Source organism: Kribbella sp. NBC_00382 (assembly GCF_036067295.1).
GTDB lineage: Bacteria > Actinomycetota > Actinomycetes > Propionibacteriales > Kribbellaceae > Kribbella.
This window is the reverse complement of the sequence record NZ_CP107954.1, coordinates 8,056,869-8,070,917: the sequence shown is the minus strand read 5'-3', so window position 1 is coordinate 8,070,917 and position 14,049 is coordinate 8,056,869. Positions and strand designations below refer to the sequence as shown.

At 67.9% G+C, this 14,049-nt stretch carries 14 protein-coding genes; 9 read left to right on the top strand and 5 right to left on the bottom strand.

What is annotated here, in order from left to right:
* Positions 1-10: 10 nt before the first annotated feature.
* Positions 11-760 (bottom strand): class I SAM-dependent methyltransferase, encoded by a 750-nt coding sequence (locus tag OHA70_RS37850; RefSeq protein WP_328326347.1) that lies wholly within the window; start codon positions 758-760, stop codon positions 11-13.
* A 24-nt stretch (positions 761-784) separates the two neighbouring features.
* On the opposite strand from OHA70_RS37850, the gene OHA70_RS37845 reads away from it, so the two are divergent.
* Positions 785-2,002 (top strand): RNA polymerase sigma factor, encoded by a 1,218-nt coding sequence (locus OHA70_RS37845; protein WP_328326345.1) that lies wholly within the window; start codon positions 785-787, stop codon positions 2,000-2,002.
* Here the strand turns inward: OHA70_RS37845 and OHA70_RS37840 are convergent.
* Both OHA70_RS37840 and OHA70_RS37835 read right to left on the bottom strand, forming a co-directional pair.
* Entirely contained in the window at positions 1,974-2,957 is a 984-nt protein-coding gene (locus tag OHA70_RS37840; protein ID WP_328326343.1) for an asparaginase, read from the bottom strand. The two genes, OHA70_RS37845 and OHA70_RS37840, sit on opposite strands and share 29 nt — an antisense overlap.
* Before the next feature lie 78 nt (positions 2,958-3,035).
* Positions 3,036-3,614 carry a helix-turn-helix domain-containing protein gene (locus tag OHA70_RS37835; RefSeq protein WP_328326341.1) on the bottom strand — a complete coding sequence of 193 codons (579 nt, stop codon included), beginning with the start codon at positions 3,612-3,614 and terminating at the stop codon, positions 3,036-3,038.
* An 84-nt stretch (positions 3,615-3,698) separates the two neighbouring features.
* Here OHA70_RS37835 and OHA70_RS37830 point away from each other — a divergent pair, with 84 nt between their 5' ends.
* Positions 3,699-4,670, top strand: coding sequence for an NAD(P)/FAD-dependent oxidoreductase (locus OHA70_RS37830; RefSeq protein ID WP_328326340.1), 972 nt, complete (start codon positions 3,699-3,701; stop codon positions 4,668-4,670).
* Here OHA70_RS37830 and OHA70_RS37825 read toward each other — a convergent pair.
* Complete coding sequence (locus tag OHA70_RS37825) at positions 4,657-5,220, bottom strand: CGNR zinc finger domain-containing protein (protein WP_328326338.1); 564 nt, start codon at positions 5,218-5,220, stop codon at positions 4,657-4,659. The genes OHA70_RS37830 and OHA70_RS37825 overlap by 14 nt on opposite strands.
* Positions 5,221-5,257: 37 nt before the next feature.
* On the opposite strand from OHA70_RS37825, the gene OHA70_RS37820 reads away from it, so the two are divergent.
* Genes OHA70_RS37820 through OHA70_RS37810 form a run of 3 tightly spaced genes read left to right on the top strand, consistent with a single transcriptional unit; the run spans position 5,258 to position 8,168 of the window.
* On the top strand, positions 5,258-6,445 hold the full coding sequence (locus tag OHA70_RS37820; protein ID WP_328326336.1) for an MFS transporter: 1,188 nt from the start codon (positions 5,258-5,260) through the stop codon (positions 6,443-6,445).
* 14 nt (positions 6,446-6,459) lie between these two features.
* A complete protein-coding gene (locus OHA70_RS37815) occupies positions 6,460-6,921 on the top strand; it encodes a sigma factor-like helix-turn-helix DNA-binding protein (RefSeq protein WP_328326334.1) in 462 nt (153 codons plus the stop codon).
* A gap of 20 nt (positions 6,922-6,941) precedes the next feature.
* Positions 6,942-8,168, top strand: a complete 1,227-nt coding sequence (locus OHA70_RS37810; protein WP_328326332.1) for a hypothetical protein — start codon at positions 6,942-6,944, stop codon at positions 8,166-8,168.
* A 23-nt stretch (positions 8,169-8,191) separates the two neighbouring features.
* On the opposite strand, the gene OHA70_RS37805 is transcribed toward OHA70_RS37810, so the two are convergent.
* Positions 8,192-8,791, bottom strand: coding sequence for a TetR/AcrR family transcriptional regulator (locus OHA70_RS37805; RefSeq protein ID WP_328326330.1), 600 nt, complete (start codon positions 8,789-8,791; stop codon positions 8,192-8,194).
* A 254-nt stretch (positions 8,792-9,045) separates the two neighbouring features.
* Between OHA70_RS37805 and OHA70_RS37800 the strand changes: the two genes are divergently transcribed.
* The 4 genes from OHA70_RS37800 to OHA70_RS37785 are packed head-to-tail and all read left to right on the top strand — an operon-like array spanning position 9,046 to position 14,037.
* Entirely contained in the window at positions 9,046-10,389 is a 1,344-nt protein-coding gene (locus OHA70_RS37800; RefSeq protein ID WP_328326327.1) for an ammonium transporter, read from the top strand.
* Positions 10,386-10,724 (top strand): P-II family nitrogen regulator, encoded by a 339-nt coding sequence (locus OHA70_RS37795; RefSeq protein WP_325036050.1) that lies wholly within the window; start codon positions 10,386-10,388, stop codon positions 10,722-10,724. Before OHA70_RS37800 ends, OHA70_RS37795 begins: the two co-directional genes overlap by 4 nt.
* On the top strand, positions 10,725-12,986 hold the full coding sequence (locus OHA70_RS37790) for a [protein-PII] uridylyltransferase (protein ID WP_328326325.1): 2,262 nt from the start codon (positions 10,725-10,727) through the stop codon (positions 12,984-12,986).
* A gap of 10 nt (positions 12,987-12,996) precedes the next feature.
* Positions 12,997-14,037: a DUF2332 domain-containing protein gene (locus OHA70_RS37785; RefSeq protein WP_328326323.1), complete on the top strand. Its 1,041-nt coding sequence runs from the start codon at positions 12,997-12,999 to the stop codon at positions 14,035-14,037.
* Positions 14,038-14,049 lie beyond the last annotated feature (12 nt).

Genomic DNA, 14,049 nt, shown 5'->3' with positions numbered 1-14,049 from the left:
GCTCGAGTAGCTAGACCCGCTTGGCGAGGTACAGGATCGTCGCCATCTCCAGGGTGACCGGCTCGGGCAGTACTGCGCGCAGCCGGTCGAGCAGCTCGTCGCGCTCCTCGTCCTCCAGCATCAGGTACGCCGACTGGGTGCCCAGGTGCGCCAGGTAGTCGGCCGTCGCCAGCGTGCGCTGCCAGCGGTAGATCTCCTGCCTGAGTTCGCCGAACTCCGGCAGCTCCGCCATCTCCGCGTACGGCTCCAGGTGATCCGACTCCGGCCACTCGCCGGGCCACTTCAGCTCGTACTCGCTCAGGATCGTCTCGACCTGCCTGCGCTCCTCGGAGTCGGCCAGCCGCTCGATGTTCCAGAAGAGCGCCAATGAGCCGCCGGGCCGCAGCGCAGCCGCAGTACGAGCCCAGCGGGTCGCCGGGGAGGTCCAGTGGAACGCCTGGGCGCTGTAGACGAGATCGACCGGCTCCTCGGGCTCGTACGACTCCAGCGAACCCATGGCGATCGTCACCGGGAGCGAAGCCACGTGCTGCCGCAGTACGAGCGCCATGCCGGGATCGGGCTCCAGGGCAACGACCCGTACGCCACCGGACGCGAACACGATGGTTGCCTTACCAGTACCGGCCCCGATCTCCAGCGCCGTAGCGGGTGACGAGTAGGCAAGCACGGCCTCGAACAGCTCGGGTGGATAGCCCGGCCTCACCCGGTCGTACTCTTCAGCGACCTCGCCGAACGTCAAAGCGCGTACCTTGTCCCCAGCCATACCCGCGAGCATATCCGGAGAGAGATGACTGCCCAGGAGACCAGACTCGAGGACCTGTTGCGCGAGCTGACGCCGCAGGTGCTTGGCGCGGTGGTACGGCGTACCGGGGACTTCACCGCGGCTGAGGACGCTGTGCAGGAGGCGTTGATCGCGGCGGCTCGCACGTGGCCTGCCGACGGCGTGCCGGACAACCCCCGTGGGTGGTTGATCCAGGCGGCGTCGCGGCGGTTCATCGACGAGATCCGGCAGGAGCAGGCACGACGCAAGCGCGAGGAGCTGGCGGCGTACCGGGAGGTGCCGGCCGAGGAGGTCGAGGAGCAGGACGACACGCTGCGGTTGCTCTTCCTGTGTTGCCATCCGGCGCTCACCGCGGCCTCGGCCATCGCGCTGACGCTGCGTGCGGTCGGTGGTCTCACGACGGCCGAGATCGCCACCGCATACTTGGTGCCTGAGGCAACGATGGCGCAGCGGATCAGCCGGGCCAAGCAGAAGCTCAAGGGGCTGCCGTTCGAGCTGTCGCAGGACGAGGAGCGCCTGGCGCAGGTGCTGCACGTGCTCTACCTGGTGTTCAACGAGGGCTACACGACGAGCAGTGGCGCCGACCTGCACCGCACTGATCTGTCCGGCGAGGCCATCCGGCTCACCCGGATGGTGCATCACCTACTGCCGGACAATGCTCAGGTCGCCGGCCTGCTGGCGCTCATGCTGCTCAACGACGCCCGGCGGTTGGCCCGGACCGGTACGGCGGGTGAGTTGATCCCGTTGACCGAGCAGGACCGCTCCTTGTGGAACAAGGAGTACATCGACGAAGGGGTCGCGCTGGCGGTGGAGGCGTTCCAGCAGCGCCCACTGAGCGAGTACCAGTTGCAGGCCGCGATCGCTGCCCTGCATGACGAGGCGGCCCGGCCGGAAGACACCGACTGGGCCCAGATCCTCGGCCTGTACGGCCTGCTCGAACAGCTGTCGGGCAACCCGATGGTCACGCTGAACCGTGCGATCGCCCAGGCGATGGTGTCCGGCCCGGAGGCGGGGCTGGCGCTACTGCAGCCGCTGGACGAGAAGCTCGACGGGCACTACCGGCTGGACGCAGTACGTGGGCATCTGTACGAGATGCTCGGGGACTATGAGGCCGCCGCGGCACACTTCACGGCGGCGGCCCGGCGGACCACCAGCTTGCCGGAGCAGAACTACCTGACCACCAAGGCGGCCCAGGTCAGTGATGCTGCGCGAAAGCTCCGATGATCTCGTCCTGCCCCTCGCCTGTTGCCAGTAGCAACCTCAACAGCACCCGTGCCTTGTAGGGGTCGAGGAAACCGCCGTCGATGAGGCCGCGAGCGAGTAGGTCCGACTCGGAGCCAGGTGAGCTGTAGGTGTTACGCAGTACGGACCCACCACCGGTACGTGACGTCAGTACGACGGGGATGCGCTCAGCCAGCTCGCCGAGCACGGGTGCCAGGGCTGCCGGGACATGGCCGACGCCGTACGCCGCTACGACGAGCCCTTGATGTGTATCGGCCAGCCCCTTCAGCAGTACGCCGTCGTCGTCGAGCGTGACGGTGTAGAGCGCCACCTGCGCGGCATCGAGATCCGCAGGCTCAGCGCGACCCGGTACTCCGTCCTGCCGGCTCGGGCGGGTGAGGATGCGGACCTGTCCCTCGACAAGCTGGCCGATAGGCCCTGCGTTGGGGGAGGCGAAGGTGGCGGTGCTGGTGCTGTGGGTCTTGCGTACCCAACGCGCTGCGTGGATCTGATCGTTGAAGACGACCAGTGCACCTAGATCGCGGGCAGCGGGGGAGCAGGCGACCCGGGCGGCGGCGAGGAGATTCGCCGGGCCGTCAGGGCCTGCCAGGGTCGGGTTGCGCATGGCACCGGTGAGTACGAACGGCTGCGAGTGCGGCCAGACCTGGTCGACCAGGAAGGCCGTCTCCTCCAAGGTGTCCGAGCCCTGGGTCACCACGACACCGGTAGCGCCGTTGCTGATCGCCTTCGAGGCCGCGTCGACTACGTCGAGCATCTTGGCGAGGGTGAGGTTGGCGCTCGGTACCGCCTCGATGTCCTGGACCTCCAGTGGTACCGGTAGGCCGGCCAGGCCGGGTACTGCCTCGGTCAGGTCGGCACCGGTCAGCCGGGCCACGCCATCGGGTGTCCGGCCTGCCATCGAGATGGTGCCGCCGAGGGTGAACAACGCAACGCTCACGGGACGAGGTCCTCTCATAGGGTCACGCGCTCGGGGCGGTGGGGTGGGGCAAGCAAAACGCAGCGGGAAGAGTACTACCTACTTGGAGCGGGCGCGGACGTGCATCCGTTCGCCCTGGGGACCGTAGAGGCAGAGCATCTCCGCCGGGCCAGGTCCGGGGTTACCGAACCAGTGCGGCACGCGGGTGTCGAACTCGGCTACCTCGCCCTCATGCAGGATGAAGTCCTTATCGCCGAGCACCAGCCGGATCTGCCCGGACAGCACGTAGATCCAGTCGTAGCCCTCGTGCACGCGCTGCTCCACGTCGTTGCCATTCCAGCCGGCCGGGACGATCTGCTTGAACGCCTGCAGGCCACCTGGACGCCGGGTCAGCGGGATCATCGTCGCGCCGTTCCGCTTGAACGACTTGGCGTGCACCCGCGGGTCGCCGGTCGGTGGCGCGTCGACGAGCTCGTCCAGCTGCACTTGGTGGGCACGGGCTAGCGGTAGCAGCAGTTCCAGCGTCGGGCGGCGCTGGCCGGACTCCAGCCGGGACAGCGTGCTGACCGAGATGCCGGTTGTCTCCGACAGCTGGGTGAGCGTGGTGTCGCGCTCGACCCGGAGTGCGCGCAGGCGCGGACCGACTGCTTCGAGGACATCGTCGAGATCAGGTTCCATCTTGCCATTCTGGCAAAGAAGTTTGTCGTTTTCGAGAAAACGGCGGATGGTCGGGACAGGAGATCGACGACGAAGGAGTTCACCGTGAAGCGGTACGACGTGGTGGTGATCGGCGGGGGAGCCGCCGGGTTGAGTGGTGCGCTGGCGCTGGTCCGGGCGCGCAGGTCGGTGCTGGTGGTCGACAACGGCACACCTCGCAATGCGCCGACAGAGCACGTGCACAACTACTTGAGCAGGGATGGTGTCCCGCCTGCGGAGCTCTACTCCATCGGGCGTGCTGAGGTCAGCGGGTACGGCGGGGAGGTGGTGACCGACACCGTGACGGGCGTGCGGCCGGGCAGTTCGGAGTACGGGTTCGTGGTGGAGCTGGCTGGGCGCGAGGCGGTGGAGGCTCGGCGGTTGCTGGTCACTACTGGCGTGGTCGATGTACTGCCCGAGGTGGCCGGGTTGGCCGAGCGGTTCGGGCGGGACGTGTTGCACTGCCCGTACTGCCATGGGTGGGAGGTACGCGACCAGGCGATCGGCGTACTGGCTACTAGCGTGATGGCTGGGCATCAGACGCTGCTGTTCCGGCAGTGGAGCTCGGACGTGACGCTGTTCCTCAATGACGTGCTGGAGCCGACCGAGGAGCAGTGGGAGGAGTTCGCTGCTCGTGGGATCTCTGTGGTGCAAGGGAAAGTCGCGTCGCTCGAGGTGACCGACGACAAGCTCACAGGGGTTCGCCTGGATGGTGGCAGGGTCATCCCGCGACAGGCGCTCGCCATACAGACGCAGTTGGAGGCTCGTGCGGACTTCCTGGCCGACCTGGGGCTGAAGGCGACCACACGTGAAGGCAGGGGAGTAGTAGTCGGTACTGCGATCGACTCGGACCCCATGGGCGCTACCGAGGTCCCCGGTGTCTGGGTAGCCGGCAATGTCACCGACCCGATGGGCCAGGTCATCACCTCCGCAGCCGCCGGTATGACGGCGGGTGCCGCCATCAACGCCGACCTGATCGGGGAGGAGACCCGCAATGCCGTGGAGGCCTACCGCACCCGGGGAGCTACTTCTGCCTAGCCCGGTGCGCTGCTGCCTTGACGCGGCTCTGGCATTGAGGTGAGCAGAACCGCCGCGCACTGTTGCGGGAGGCATCGATGAACACCCGGTCGCAGGCCGGCGCGGAGCAGACTCCGAGCCGGCCTGCCAGGTCGCTGCCGAGAGCCATGGCGAGCCCTGCCGCGCAGCCGGCCGCCCAGCCGTTGGCCAGGGTGTCGTCGGCGCCGTGGAAGTGGAGGCTCCAGCCGGGGGAGCCGGAGCGGTCCAGTTGCGGCCGGGCGTTGGTGTCGAGCAGCAGAGTGTTGACTTCCTTGGCTGCGCGATCAGTATCGCCTCCATGCGAGGCCTCGAAGATGACGCGCATCCTGGTCGCCACTGCTGTCAGCTGCTCCGCATCGGCGGTGGTCACCGTCGGTCTGCGCCGGCCGTCGTCGCCGAGGGCGTCGGCCGTGGCTTCGGTGAGGTCCGCCGGGACCGCGAAGGGCGCGCCGCCGGACTGGCCGGGCGTCAGCCGGTTGACCAGCGCCACGGCGGCGGTCAGCGTGTTGAGGATGTGACTATCGAAGTTCACTTGACCAGTCACTCCGGGGTTTCGTAGGGTCGCTGTCGTGACCAACCATACCGGCTTTGCTAGTCATCACAGGTTGCCTACCGCTGTCTGGGTGTTGGTGATCGCGCGCGGGGTGAATCGGCTGGGGGCGTTCACGCTGCCGTTCCTGGCCGTGGTGCTGACGGTGGAGCTCGGCGCGAGCGTCGCGGAGGCAGGACTGGTTCTGACGGCCTTCGGCGTCGCGACCCTGCCATCGCGGGTGTTCGGTGGACACCTGGCTGATCGGCTGGGGCGGCGGTGGACGATCGTGCTCGGCCTGGTGGGCTGTGCGGTCGGGCAGTTGTGGATCGCCGCGTCGGGGAGCATGTGGTCCGCGGTACCGGCCGTAGTGGTGCTGGGGTTGGCGTTCGAGATCTATGAGCCACCCAGTCAGGCGATCATCGCCGATGTGACCGAGCCTGTGGACCGGCCGGCGGCGTACGGGCTGTTGGGCGCGGTGATGGCGGTGGCGGCTGTGGTGGCCGGCCTGCTGGCGGCCTGGTTGGGGCAGTGGGATCTGCGGTGGCTGTTCGTCGCGGATGCCGTTAGCTGTCTGGCCTGTGCGGTGCTGGTCGCTATCGCGCTGCCGGGCGGGGTGCAGGTGGCACCGGCGGCTGCGGCGGTCTGGCGCGACCGGAGGCTGCTGTGGGTGCTGGGATCGGGCACGGTGTTCGCAGTACTCGCCATGGTGATCGTGTTCGGGCTACCTCTCACCTTGCTCGACCGGGGCGTGTCGGCCTCGGGCGTCGGGATCATCCTGGCCGTCTCTGCGATCGCGCAGGTCGCAGTACAGCCGGTACTCCGAACCCGCCGGCTGCTGGCGCTCGACGACTTCCAAGCGCTGACCCTGGGCTACGTCTTGCTAGGAGCCGGTCTAGTCGCCACGGGCTTCTCCCACAGCTTGCCCGCCTTCCTGGCAGCCGCTGTCGTCTGGAGTCTCGGCGACCTGATCCTGATCGGCCGCGCCCTCTCAGTAGTCGCCGAGATAGCTCCGGAGCACGCCCGGGGCCGCTACCTGGCTACTTACGGCCTCAGCTGGGGTGTAGCCACCGCAGTGGCCCCACTACTCGGCACTCAACTCCTCTCAGTAGTGGGCCCGACCGGTTTGTGGATCGGCTGTGGAGTCGCGGCCGGCGTCCTGGCAACTCTCCAACCGAACCTCCGGCGTCTCGTGCGGTCACAACCGTCCCAATTGGGTATTGAATGACCTAGGGAGGGTGGATGCGCGACATAGTCGACCCAGAGTTCGCCGCGTACGTCGATGCGCGGCAAGGCAGGTGGCTTCGTGCGGCGTACCTCGTGTACGGCGAGCTCGACCGGGCCGAGGAGGAGCTGTTGCATGCCTTCACCCGGTTGTCGCTGCGCTGGGGCAAGGTCGACGACCCGGATGCCTTTGTGCTCGGGCACCTCTACAACGCGGCCATGTCGCGGTGGTCGCGCAGCGTCAAGCCCTTCGAGGACGAAGAGGATCCGGTCAAGATCGCGCTGGCGGCTCTCACCCCGAAGGATCGCGCGGTACTGGTGCTCCTGCACCTGGAGGAGCTCACTGAGTTCGAGGTCGCCGAAGTACTGAGCATGTCCAGCTCCGCCGTGCACACCGCCGGTATGTCCTCCCTCAGCCGGTTCCGGCTAGAGCTCGGTACTCCGGACTGGCGCGACGTCACCGGAAGGGAACCGCGGTGAAGCGCGAGGAGGTCCCCTTCATGCTGAGACAGGCCTCCGACCGGCTCCCCGAACCCGAGCTGGCCGACGCGGCCTGGGCGGCTGGATTCGCCCATCGCCGCCGGCAGCGGCGCAGCATCATCGCCGTGCTGATCGCCTTGCTGCTGGTGGTTGTCGCCGGGGTGCTCGTGATGACACTGGGCGGCGGCAACAGCGCGATCACCCCACCCGACACCACGCCGACCCCGCCCGGCTACATCCCGCCGGCCGGTGAGATCTCAGGCATCACGTACTGGAACGCCCCACCCGCCGGCAGCGAACGCTTCCTCGATCGCGTGTCGACGCCGCTGGGCGAACTGCTGAGCCTGCCGGGTGACACCCCGGATCTGCGCACCAGGCCGATGGACCGGATCGCGGCCGTGACGGTGGCGTCGCGAGGGGGCAACTACTTGCCGCTCTTCCTCAGCTCCGAATCGCACTGGGCGCGCGACGATCGCGAGCTGCGGCCGATCGCGAGCGGCCGGCCACTCAGCACGGGAGCCGTCGCGCCCAACGGCAAGCTTGCCGCCTTCCCGCAGCCCGGCGGGGTGTACGTGGTCGACGCCAGTACCGCGAAGACGCGGCTGATCCCGTTGCCCTCGCAGGACATTCGCAGCGTGTCCTGGCTGGCGAACAGTATCCGGCTGTTGGTGAGCGGTCCCGGTACGGCGTACCAGCTCGATGTCGACGTGGCGGCGACCAAGCAGCCTCTCGTCGGAGGTGTTGCCGTGAGCAACGATGCCGAGGAGGTGACCGCGCCGTACCGGCTGGACGGTGGGGAGGGGGAAGTGGCGCTGCGCCAGTACGCCGGGAACAACGGCTGGGTCGAGGTCAGCAGGCCGCGGCTGCCGGTGGCCCAGTGGGCCGGTCAAACGTTTGCTGGAGGCAACATGGTCGGGCGGATGTTCGTCGCGGACCAGATCGCCCAGGTGCCCACCGTCGTGTCCCGCCCGCAGGCGATCGCCGCGATCTCGACCCTCGAACCGCGCGACGACCGGTTGCTCGTTCTCGGCGAGACTCCGGCGGCGACGCCGACGCCCGGCCGGACCGCTCCGGACCGGATCCGTGAACCAGGCTGCTGCTTCTTGCTCGGCTGGTACGACAGCGAGACCGCGTTGTTCCAGGTCACCGATTGGCTGCTGGCCTGGAACCTGCGGACCGGCCAGGTCCTCCGGGTCACCGAACTCAACCTCGACGGCCTCGCCCTCGGACCAGGCATCCGAGGCTGACCGTCTGCGGCTGTGAGCTTGTTCTAACCGTCCACGATCGACCTCATCGTCATCTCGACCAGGTGGTCGGTGTCCTCGACGGCCGGCATCGGCTCACCAGTCATCGCCCGCAGGATCAGGACGCCGGCCAGCCACTGCACCATCAGGACCGGATCGGCCCCGGGCCGGATCTGCTCACCGCGCTGCCGGGCCCGCTCCAGAGCGGCCGCCGTCAAGGCGATCCGGTTCTGCAGGAACGCCCGGTAGAACACGGTGAACTGCTCGTCGCGGTTCATCTCGGTGACGGCGAGCCGGATCAGCGCGACGCCTTCCTTGGTGTTCACGAACATCAAGGCGTCGCGGTAGACCTGGCGCAGGTCACCCGCGATCGACCCGGTATCGGCGTCCGGGATCTCGATGTCGAACAGTTGGGCCATCGCGTCGTTGGCGAGGAGCTCTTTGCTCGCCCATCGCCGGTAGATCGTTGCCTTGCCGACGCCGGCCGCCTCGGCAACGTCGTCGACGGTCATCCCGTCGAACCCGCGCTCCAGCAGCAACTGCACGGCGTACCGGCGGATCCTCGGTTCGGCGTCCGGGTCCCGCGGCCTGCCTCGACGTGGCCTCTCCCCGCTGTTGTTCCCCATTTCGTACTTCCCCAGCTTCGGACGGTCGCAGTGGCGCGGCTGCGGGCCGTGTGGTGAGGCCAGAGTGCCACAAGACGGCCGATGTCACGCCGATGTCACTTAAGGCGGCGCTTTGTCACATCCCTGAAACATCAGGACCGATCTTCTGAAACGGCGCGCCGACACCGTTTGCGGTGTGGCCGTGCGCGGGCTTCCCGGCGTTGTGGAGCTCCCCCTGATGAGGACGCGGGCCACCCCCCAGATCGATGGAAGGGATGACGTTGATGGAGATCAACGCCGGCGATACCGCCTGGGTCTTGGTAAGTGCCGCGCTGGTGTTCTTGATGACACCGGGCCTGGCTTTCTTCTATGGCGGCATGGTGCGCGTGAAGAGCGTGCTGAACATGATGATGATGAGTGCCATCACCATCGCCGTCGTCACCATCTTGTGGGTGGTGGTCGGCTTCTCGCTGACCTTCACCGGTGACAACGGGCACGTGATCGGTGACTTCTCGGCGGTCGGCCTGAAGGGCCTGATCGCTCCCGACGCGGTCAGTGGCACGATTCCGACGCTCGCCTTCGTCGCCTTCCAGTTGATGTTCGCGATCATCACCCCGGCGCTGATCTCGGGTGCGATCGCAGACCGGGCCACCTTCCGGGGCTGGATCGCCTTCGTCGCGGGCTGGACCTGCCTGGTGTACTTCCCGGTCGCGCACTCCGTCTGGTTCCTCGACGACGGCAACGGCGGCTGGATCGGCGACAAGCTGAAAGCGATCGACTTCGCTGGTGGTACCGCGGTCCACGTGAACGCGGGTGCCGCCGCGCTGGCGCTGGCCCTCGTGCTCGGGCGCCGGGTGGGGTGGCGCAAGGACCCGATGCGTCCACACAGCCTGCCGCTGGTCATCCTCGGCGCCGGCCTGCTGTGGTTCGGCTGGTTCGGCTTCAACGCGGGCTCGGCGCTGAGCGCCGGTACGACCGCCGCGGTCACCTTCGTCAACACGCAGGTCGCCACGGCCGCCGCCGTGATCGGCTGGCTGATCGTGGAACGGATCCGGCACGGCAAGGCGACCACGCTGGGGATGGCGTCCGGTGCTGTGGCAGGTCTGGTCGCGATCACCCCGTCCTGTGGTGCGGTCACGCCGGTCGGCGCGATCATCCTCGGCGTGCTCGCCGGCGCCATCTGCGCCTTCGCGGTCTCGCTGAAGTACAAGCTGGGCTTCGACGACTCGCTCGACGTGGTCGGCGTGCACCTGGTCGGCGGTCTGTTCGGCTCGCTGGCGATCGGCTTCCTGGGCAGCGCCGCGGCGCCGTCCGCGGTGAACGGCCTGTTCTACGGTGGTGGCGTGAGCCAGCTCGGCAAGCAGGCGCTGGCGAACGTGGTCGTCGGTGTCTACTCGTTCACAGTGGCGTTCATCCTCGGCAAGGTGATCGACAAGACGATCGGCTTCCGGCTCAGCGAGGACGACGAGGTCGCCGGTGTCGACCAGGTCGAGCACGCGGAGACGGCGTACGACTTCCTGGCCGCGGGTTCCGGGCTGCGGGGGCACAGTGCGATCGCCCGGCCGGTGGCCGCCGAGACCGAGACCGACGCTGCTGAGAAGGAAGGTGCGAACGTATGAAGCTGATCACCGCGGTGGTCAAGCCGCACAAGCTGGAAGACGTCCGGGCCGCGCTGGAGACGTTCGGGGTGACCGGCATGACGGTCACCGAGGCGAGCGGCTACGGCCGGCAGAAGGGCCACACCGAGGTCTACCGAGGTGCGGAGTACGAGGTGGACCTGGTCCCGAAGGTCCGGCTCGAGGTGGTCGTCGAGGACGGTGACGGCGCCGACGTGGTGGACGTGATCGTGAAGGCCGCGCAGACCGGCAAGATCGGTGACGGCAAGGTCTGGGTGACCCCGGTCGAGACGATCGTCCGGGTCCGTACCGGTGAGCTGGACGGAGACGCGCTGTAGATGGTTGATCGAGCAGCACAGCGGCGCGTGCGTGCCGAAGAGGCCGACGCGCTGCTGTACCTGCTCCTCTCCAAGGCGTGTGACGCCCTCGGTACTCCTACCGAGGGCGTTGCCCTGGTCGCAGTTGGCGGCTACGGCCGGGAGGAGCTCTCGCCGTACAGCGATCTCGACGTGATGCTTCTGCACACCGAGGGATACCCGCAGATCGACGAACTGGCCGCCCAGATCTGGTACCCGCTCTGGGACTCGCGGACCAAGCTGGACCACAGCGTCCGGACCATCGCTGAGGCTTCGTCGGCCGCAGCGGATGATGTACGAGTCGCCCTGGGGCTGCTGGACGCGCGGCACGTTGCGGGCGACTCACACCTCACACTGCAGCTCCGGTCGCTGCTGATGGCGGACTGGCGTCGTACTGCGAAGACGCGGCTGCCCGCGCTGGCCGAGGCGTGCCGGGACCGGGCCAACACGGTCGGGGAGCTCGCCCACCTCGCAGAGCCTGACTTGAAGGAAGCGTACGGCGGGCTGCGGGACGCCGTCGTGCTGCGGGCATTGGTCGCCTCCTGGCTTATCGACGTACCGCATCCGGTGGTTGAGCGGGCCCGGTTGGACCTGCTGAACATCAGGGACGAGCTGCACTCCGTCGCCGGCCGCGCAACGGACCGGGTGGTCGCTGACCTGGCTGGTGAAGTCGCTGCTGGGCTTGGCCTGCCGGATCGCGATGCCCTGCTGCGGCACATCTATTCGACCGGCAGGACCCTGGCGCACGTGTGCGATGTGTCGTGGCGGCGGATCGAGAGCCTGATGGCCCGTCCGCCTCGCTCACGACGCCGTAACCGCACCGGTGGACCGTTGCTGCTGGCACTGGACGAGGGAGTCGGGCAGCACGAGGGCGAGGTCGTCCTGATGCCGGATGCCCGCCCTGAAAGGGATCCGGCGCTTGGACTGCGTGCTGCGGCTGTGGCTGCCGACAGGGACCTCGTGCTGTCTCCGGCCGTCTGTGCTCGCCTGGCGGGCACTGCTGCGCTGTTGCCGGAGCCCTGGCCTGCTGAGGCTCGGCGGCTGCTCTGTGCGCTGATCGGAGCTGGGTCGGGTCTCCTGGAGGTCTGGGAGGCGTTGGACCAGGCTGGGTACATCACGCGGATCCTGCCCGAGTGGGACCTGGTTCGCTTCCGGCCGCCGCAGTCGGCAGTGCACCGCTACACGGTTGACCGGCACTTGCTGGAGACCTGTGTCGAGGCATCCAAGATGGTTCGGGATGTACGGCGCCCTGACCTACTACTGGTCGCTGCACTGGTCCATGACCTCGGCAAGGCGGTCGAGGGCGACCACAGTGTTACCGGAGCGGTCATCGCAACCACTGTCGCTCGCCGGCTGGGCTTTGCTGAGGCGGACGTCGACACGATCACCCTGCTTGTCCGGCAGCACTTGGTGCTGGCGCAGGTGGCAACTCGGCGCGACCTGGACGATCCGATGACCGTGGAGCTGGTCGCGGGCATCGTGGGCGACACCGAGACGCTTGACCTGCTGGAAGCTCTCACCTACGCCGATGCACGGGCTGCCGGTCCGGCTGCCGCCTCGCCTTGGCGGATGCGGTTGGTGGGCGAGTTGGCTCGGCGCGTGCGTGGTGAGTTGTCCGGGGGAGGGGCTGGGTTGTGGACCGACGCTCCGCCGATCCCGGTGCCCGAGTTGCACCAGGTGGTCGGTGTGGGACGGCTGGGTGTGACGGTGTCGGAGCATCGTGGCGATGTTCGGGTCAACGTCGCCGTACCCGACCAGGTGGGGACCTTGTCGACGGTGGCCGGAGTGCTCGCGGTGGAGCGTCTCGCAGTACGGTCTGCTGTTGTTACGTCTGTTGAGGGGCTGGGGATCTCGCAGTGGTCCGTCGCTGGTGCGGCACCTGACCCAGTGCGGTTGCGGGACCGGCTTGCGGTGGCTCTGCGAGACGACAGCGATCTCGTACGCCGGTTGGCCGCGCGGGACGCCTCCCGGGGCAAGAGTGCAGCCTCCCGAGTCGACTTGTTGCCAGGGGCATCCGAGACGGCGACTGTGCTGCAGGTGCGGGCGCATGACCGGCCAGGGCTGCTCTACGACGTCACTGCCGCCATTGCCGCGACAGGGGCGGACGTGAGGTCGGCGCACGTGAGCACACTCGGTGCGGAGTGTGTGGACGTCTTCTACCTGACTGATCGCGATGGCTCGCCGTTGGAGGACGAGGACGCGCGCACGACGGCCAAGTCGGTGCTGGATCGCTTGAGCTTCTAGTCTCGTCCAGGTGGACCTCGTAGCGAACTTCCAGCGCCAGATCGAGCAGTTCGAAGAGCTTGGCTCGCCTATGTACGCGGACCTGCTCCGGCGGGTCGTGGACGACTATGAGCTCGGTGGCGTGTCCAGCCGGATCCTGGCCGGCTGCGAGGACCTGCCACAGGACTACGTGGTCGCGCTGCCTTTGCTGGGCGCCGTGCATCGCATGGTGCTGGCAAGGGAGGCTCCTGAGCTTGCAGTGTTCTACCCGAGCGTCGGGGGCGAGTGGGACCCCGTGCTCGGCTGGGAGGCGTTCGAGCAGCTGCTATCTGCGCGGGTGCCGGAGCTACGCAGCCTGTTGAGCCAGGTGCCGCAGACGAACGAGGTCGGGCGGTCTATCGCTCTCTACGGTGGGTTGCTCCGGTTGCTGGAGGATGTGCAGTTGCCGGTGCGGCTGTTGGAGATCGGGTCCAGTGCTGGGCTCAACCTGCGGGCGGACCAGTACTGCTACCTGGTGAATGGGGTTAGCTTCGGGCAGGCGGATAGCCCGGTGGTGTTTGCGGATGCCTGGTCGGGGCGGGCGATGGTGCCCGCACCGGGGTTGCGGATCGCTGAGCGGGTCGGTAGCGACGTTGCTCCGGTGGATGCGTTGAGTGAGGACGGTGCGCTGACGCTGACCTCCTACGTGTGGCCTGATCAGCTTGAGCGGTTGGAGCGGCTGCGGGGTGCTTTGGCGATCGCCCGGTCGGTGCCTGCCGACGTACGGCGTGAGGATGCGGTGTCGTTCCTGCGCAACGTCGAACTGTCCGAGGGGCACGTCACGGTCATCTGGCACTCGGTCATGTGGTTCTACCTTCGGGCTGAGGAGCAGACGGAGGCTCTCGGGCTGATCGCGGCTCTGGGGGAGCAGGCTCGCGACTCGGCGCCGCTCGCGCATCTACGGCTCGAGCACGACCGGCGTACACCCGACTCGGAGGTCGAGTTCCTGATCGTGCTCGAGACCTGGCCGGGCGGTTCGCGGCAGGTCCTGGGCAGCTCGGGCGCACACGGCCTACCGGTCCGCTGGGAATGAGCCTCCGACTCA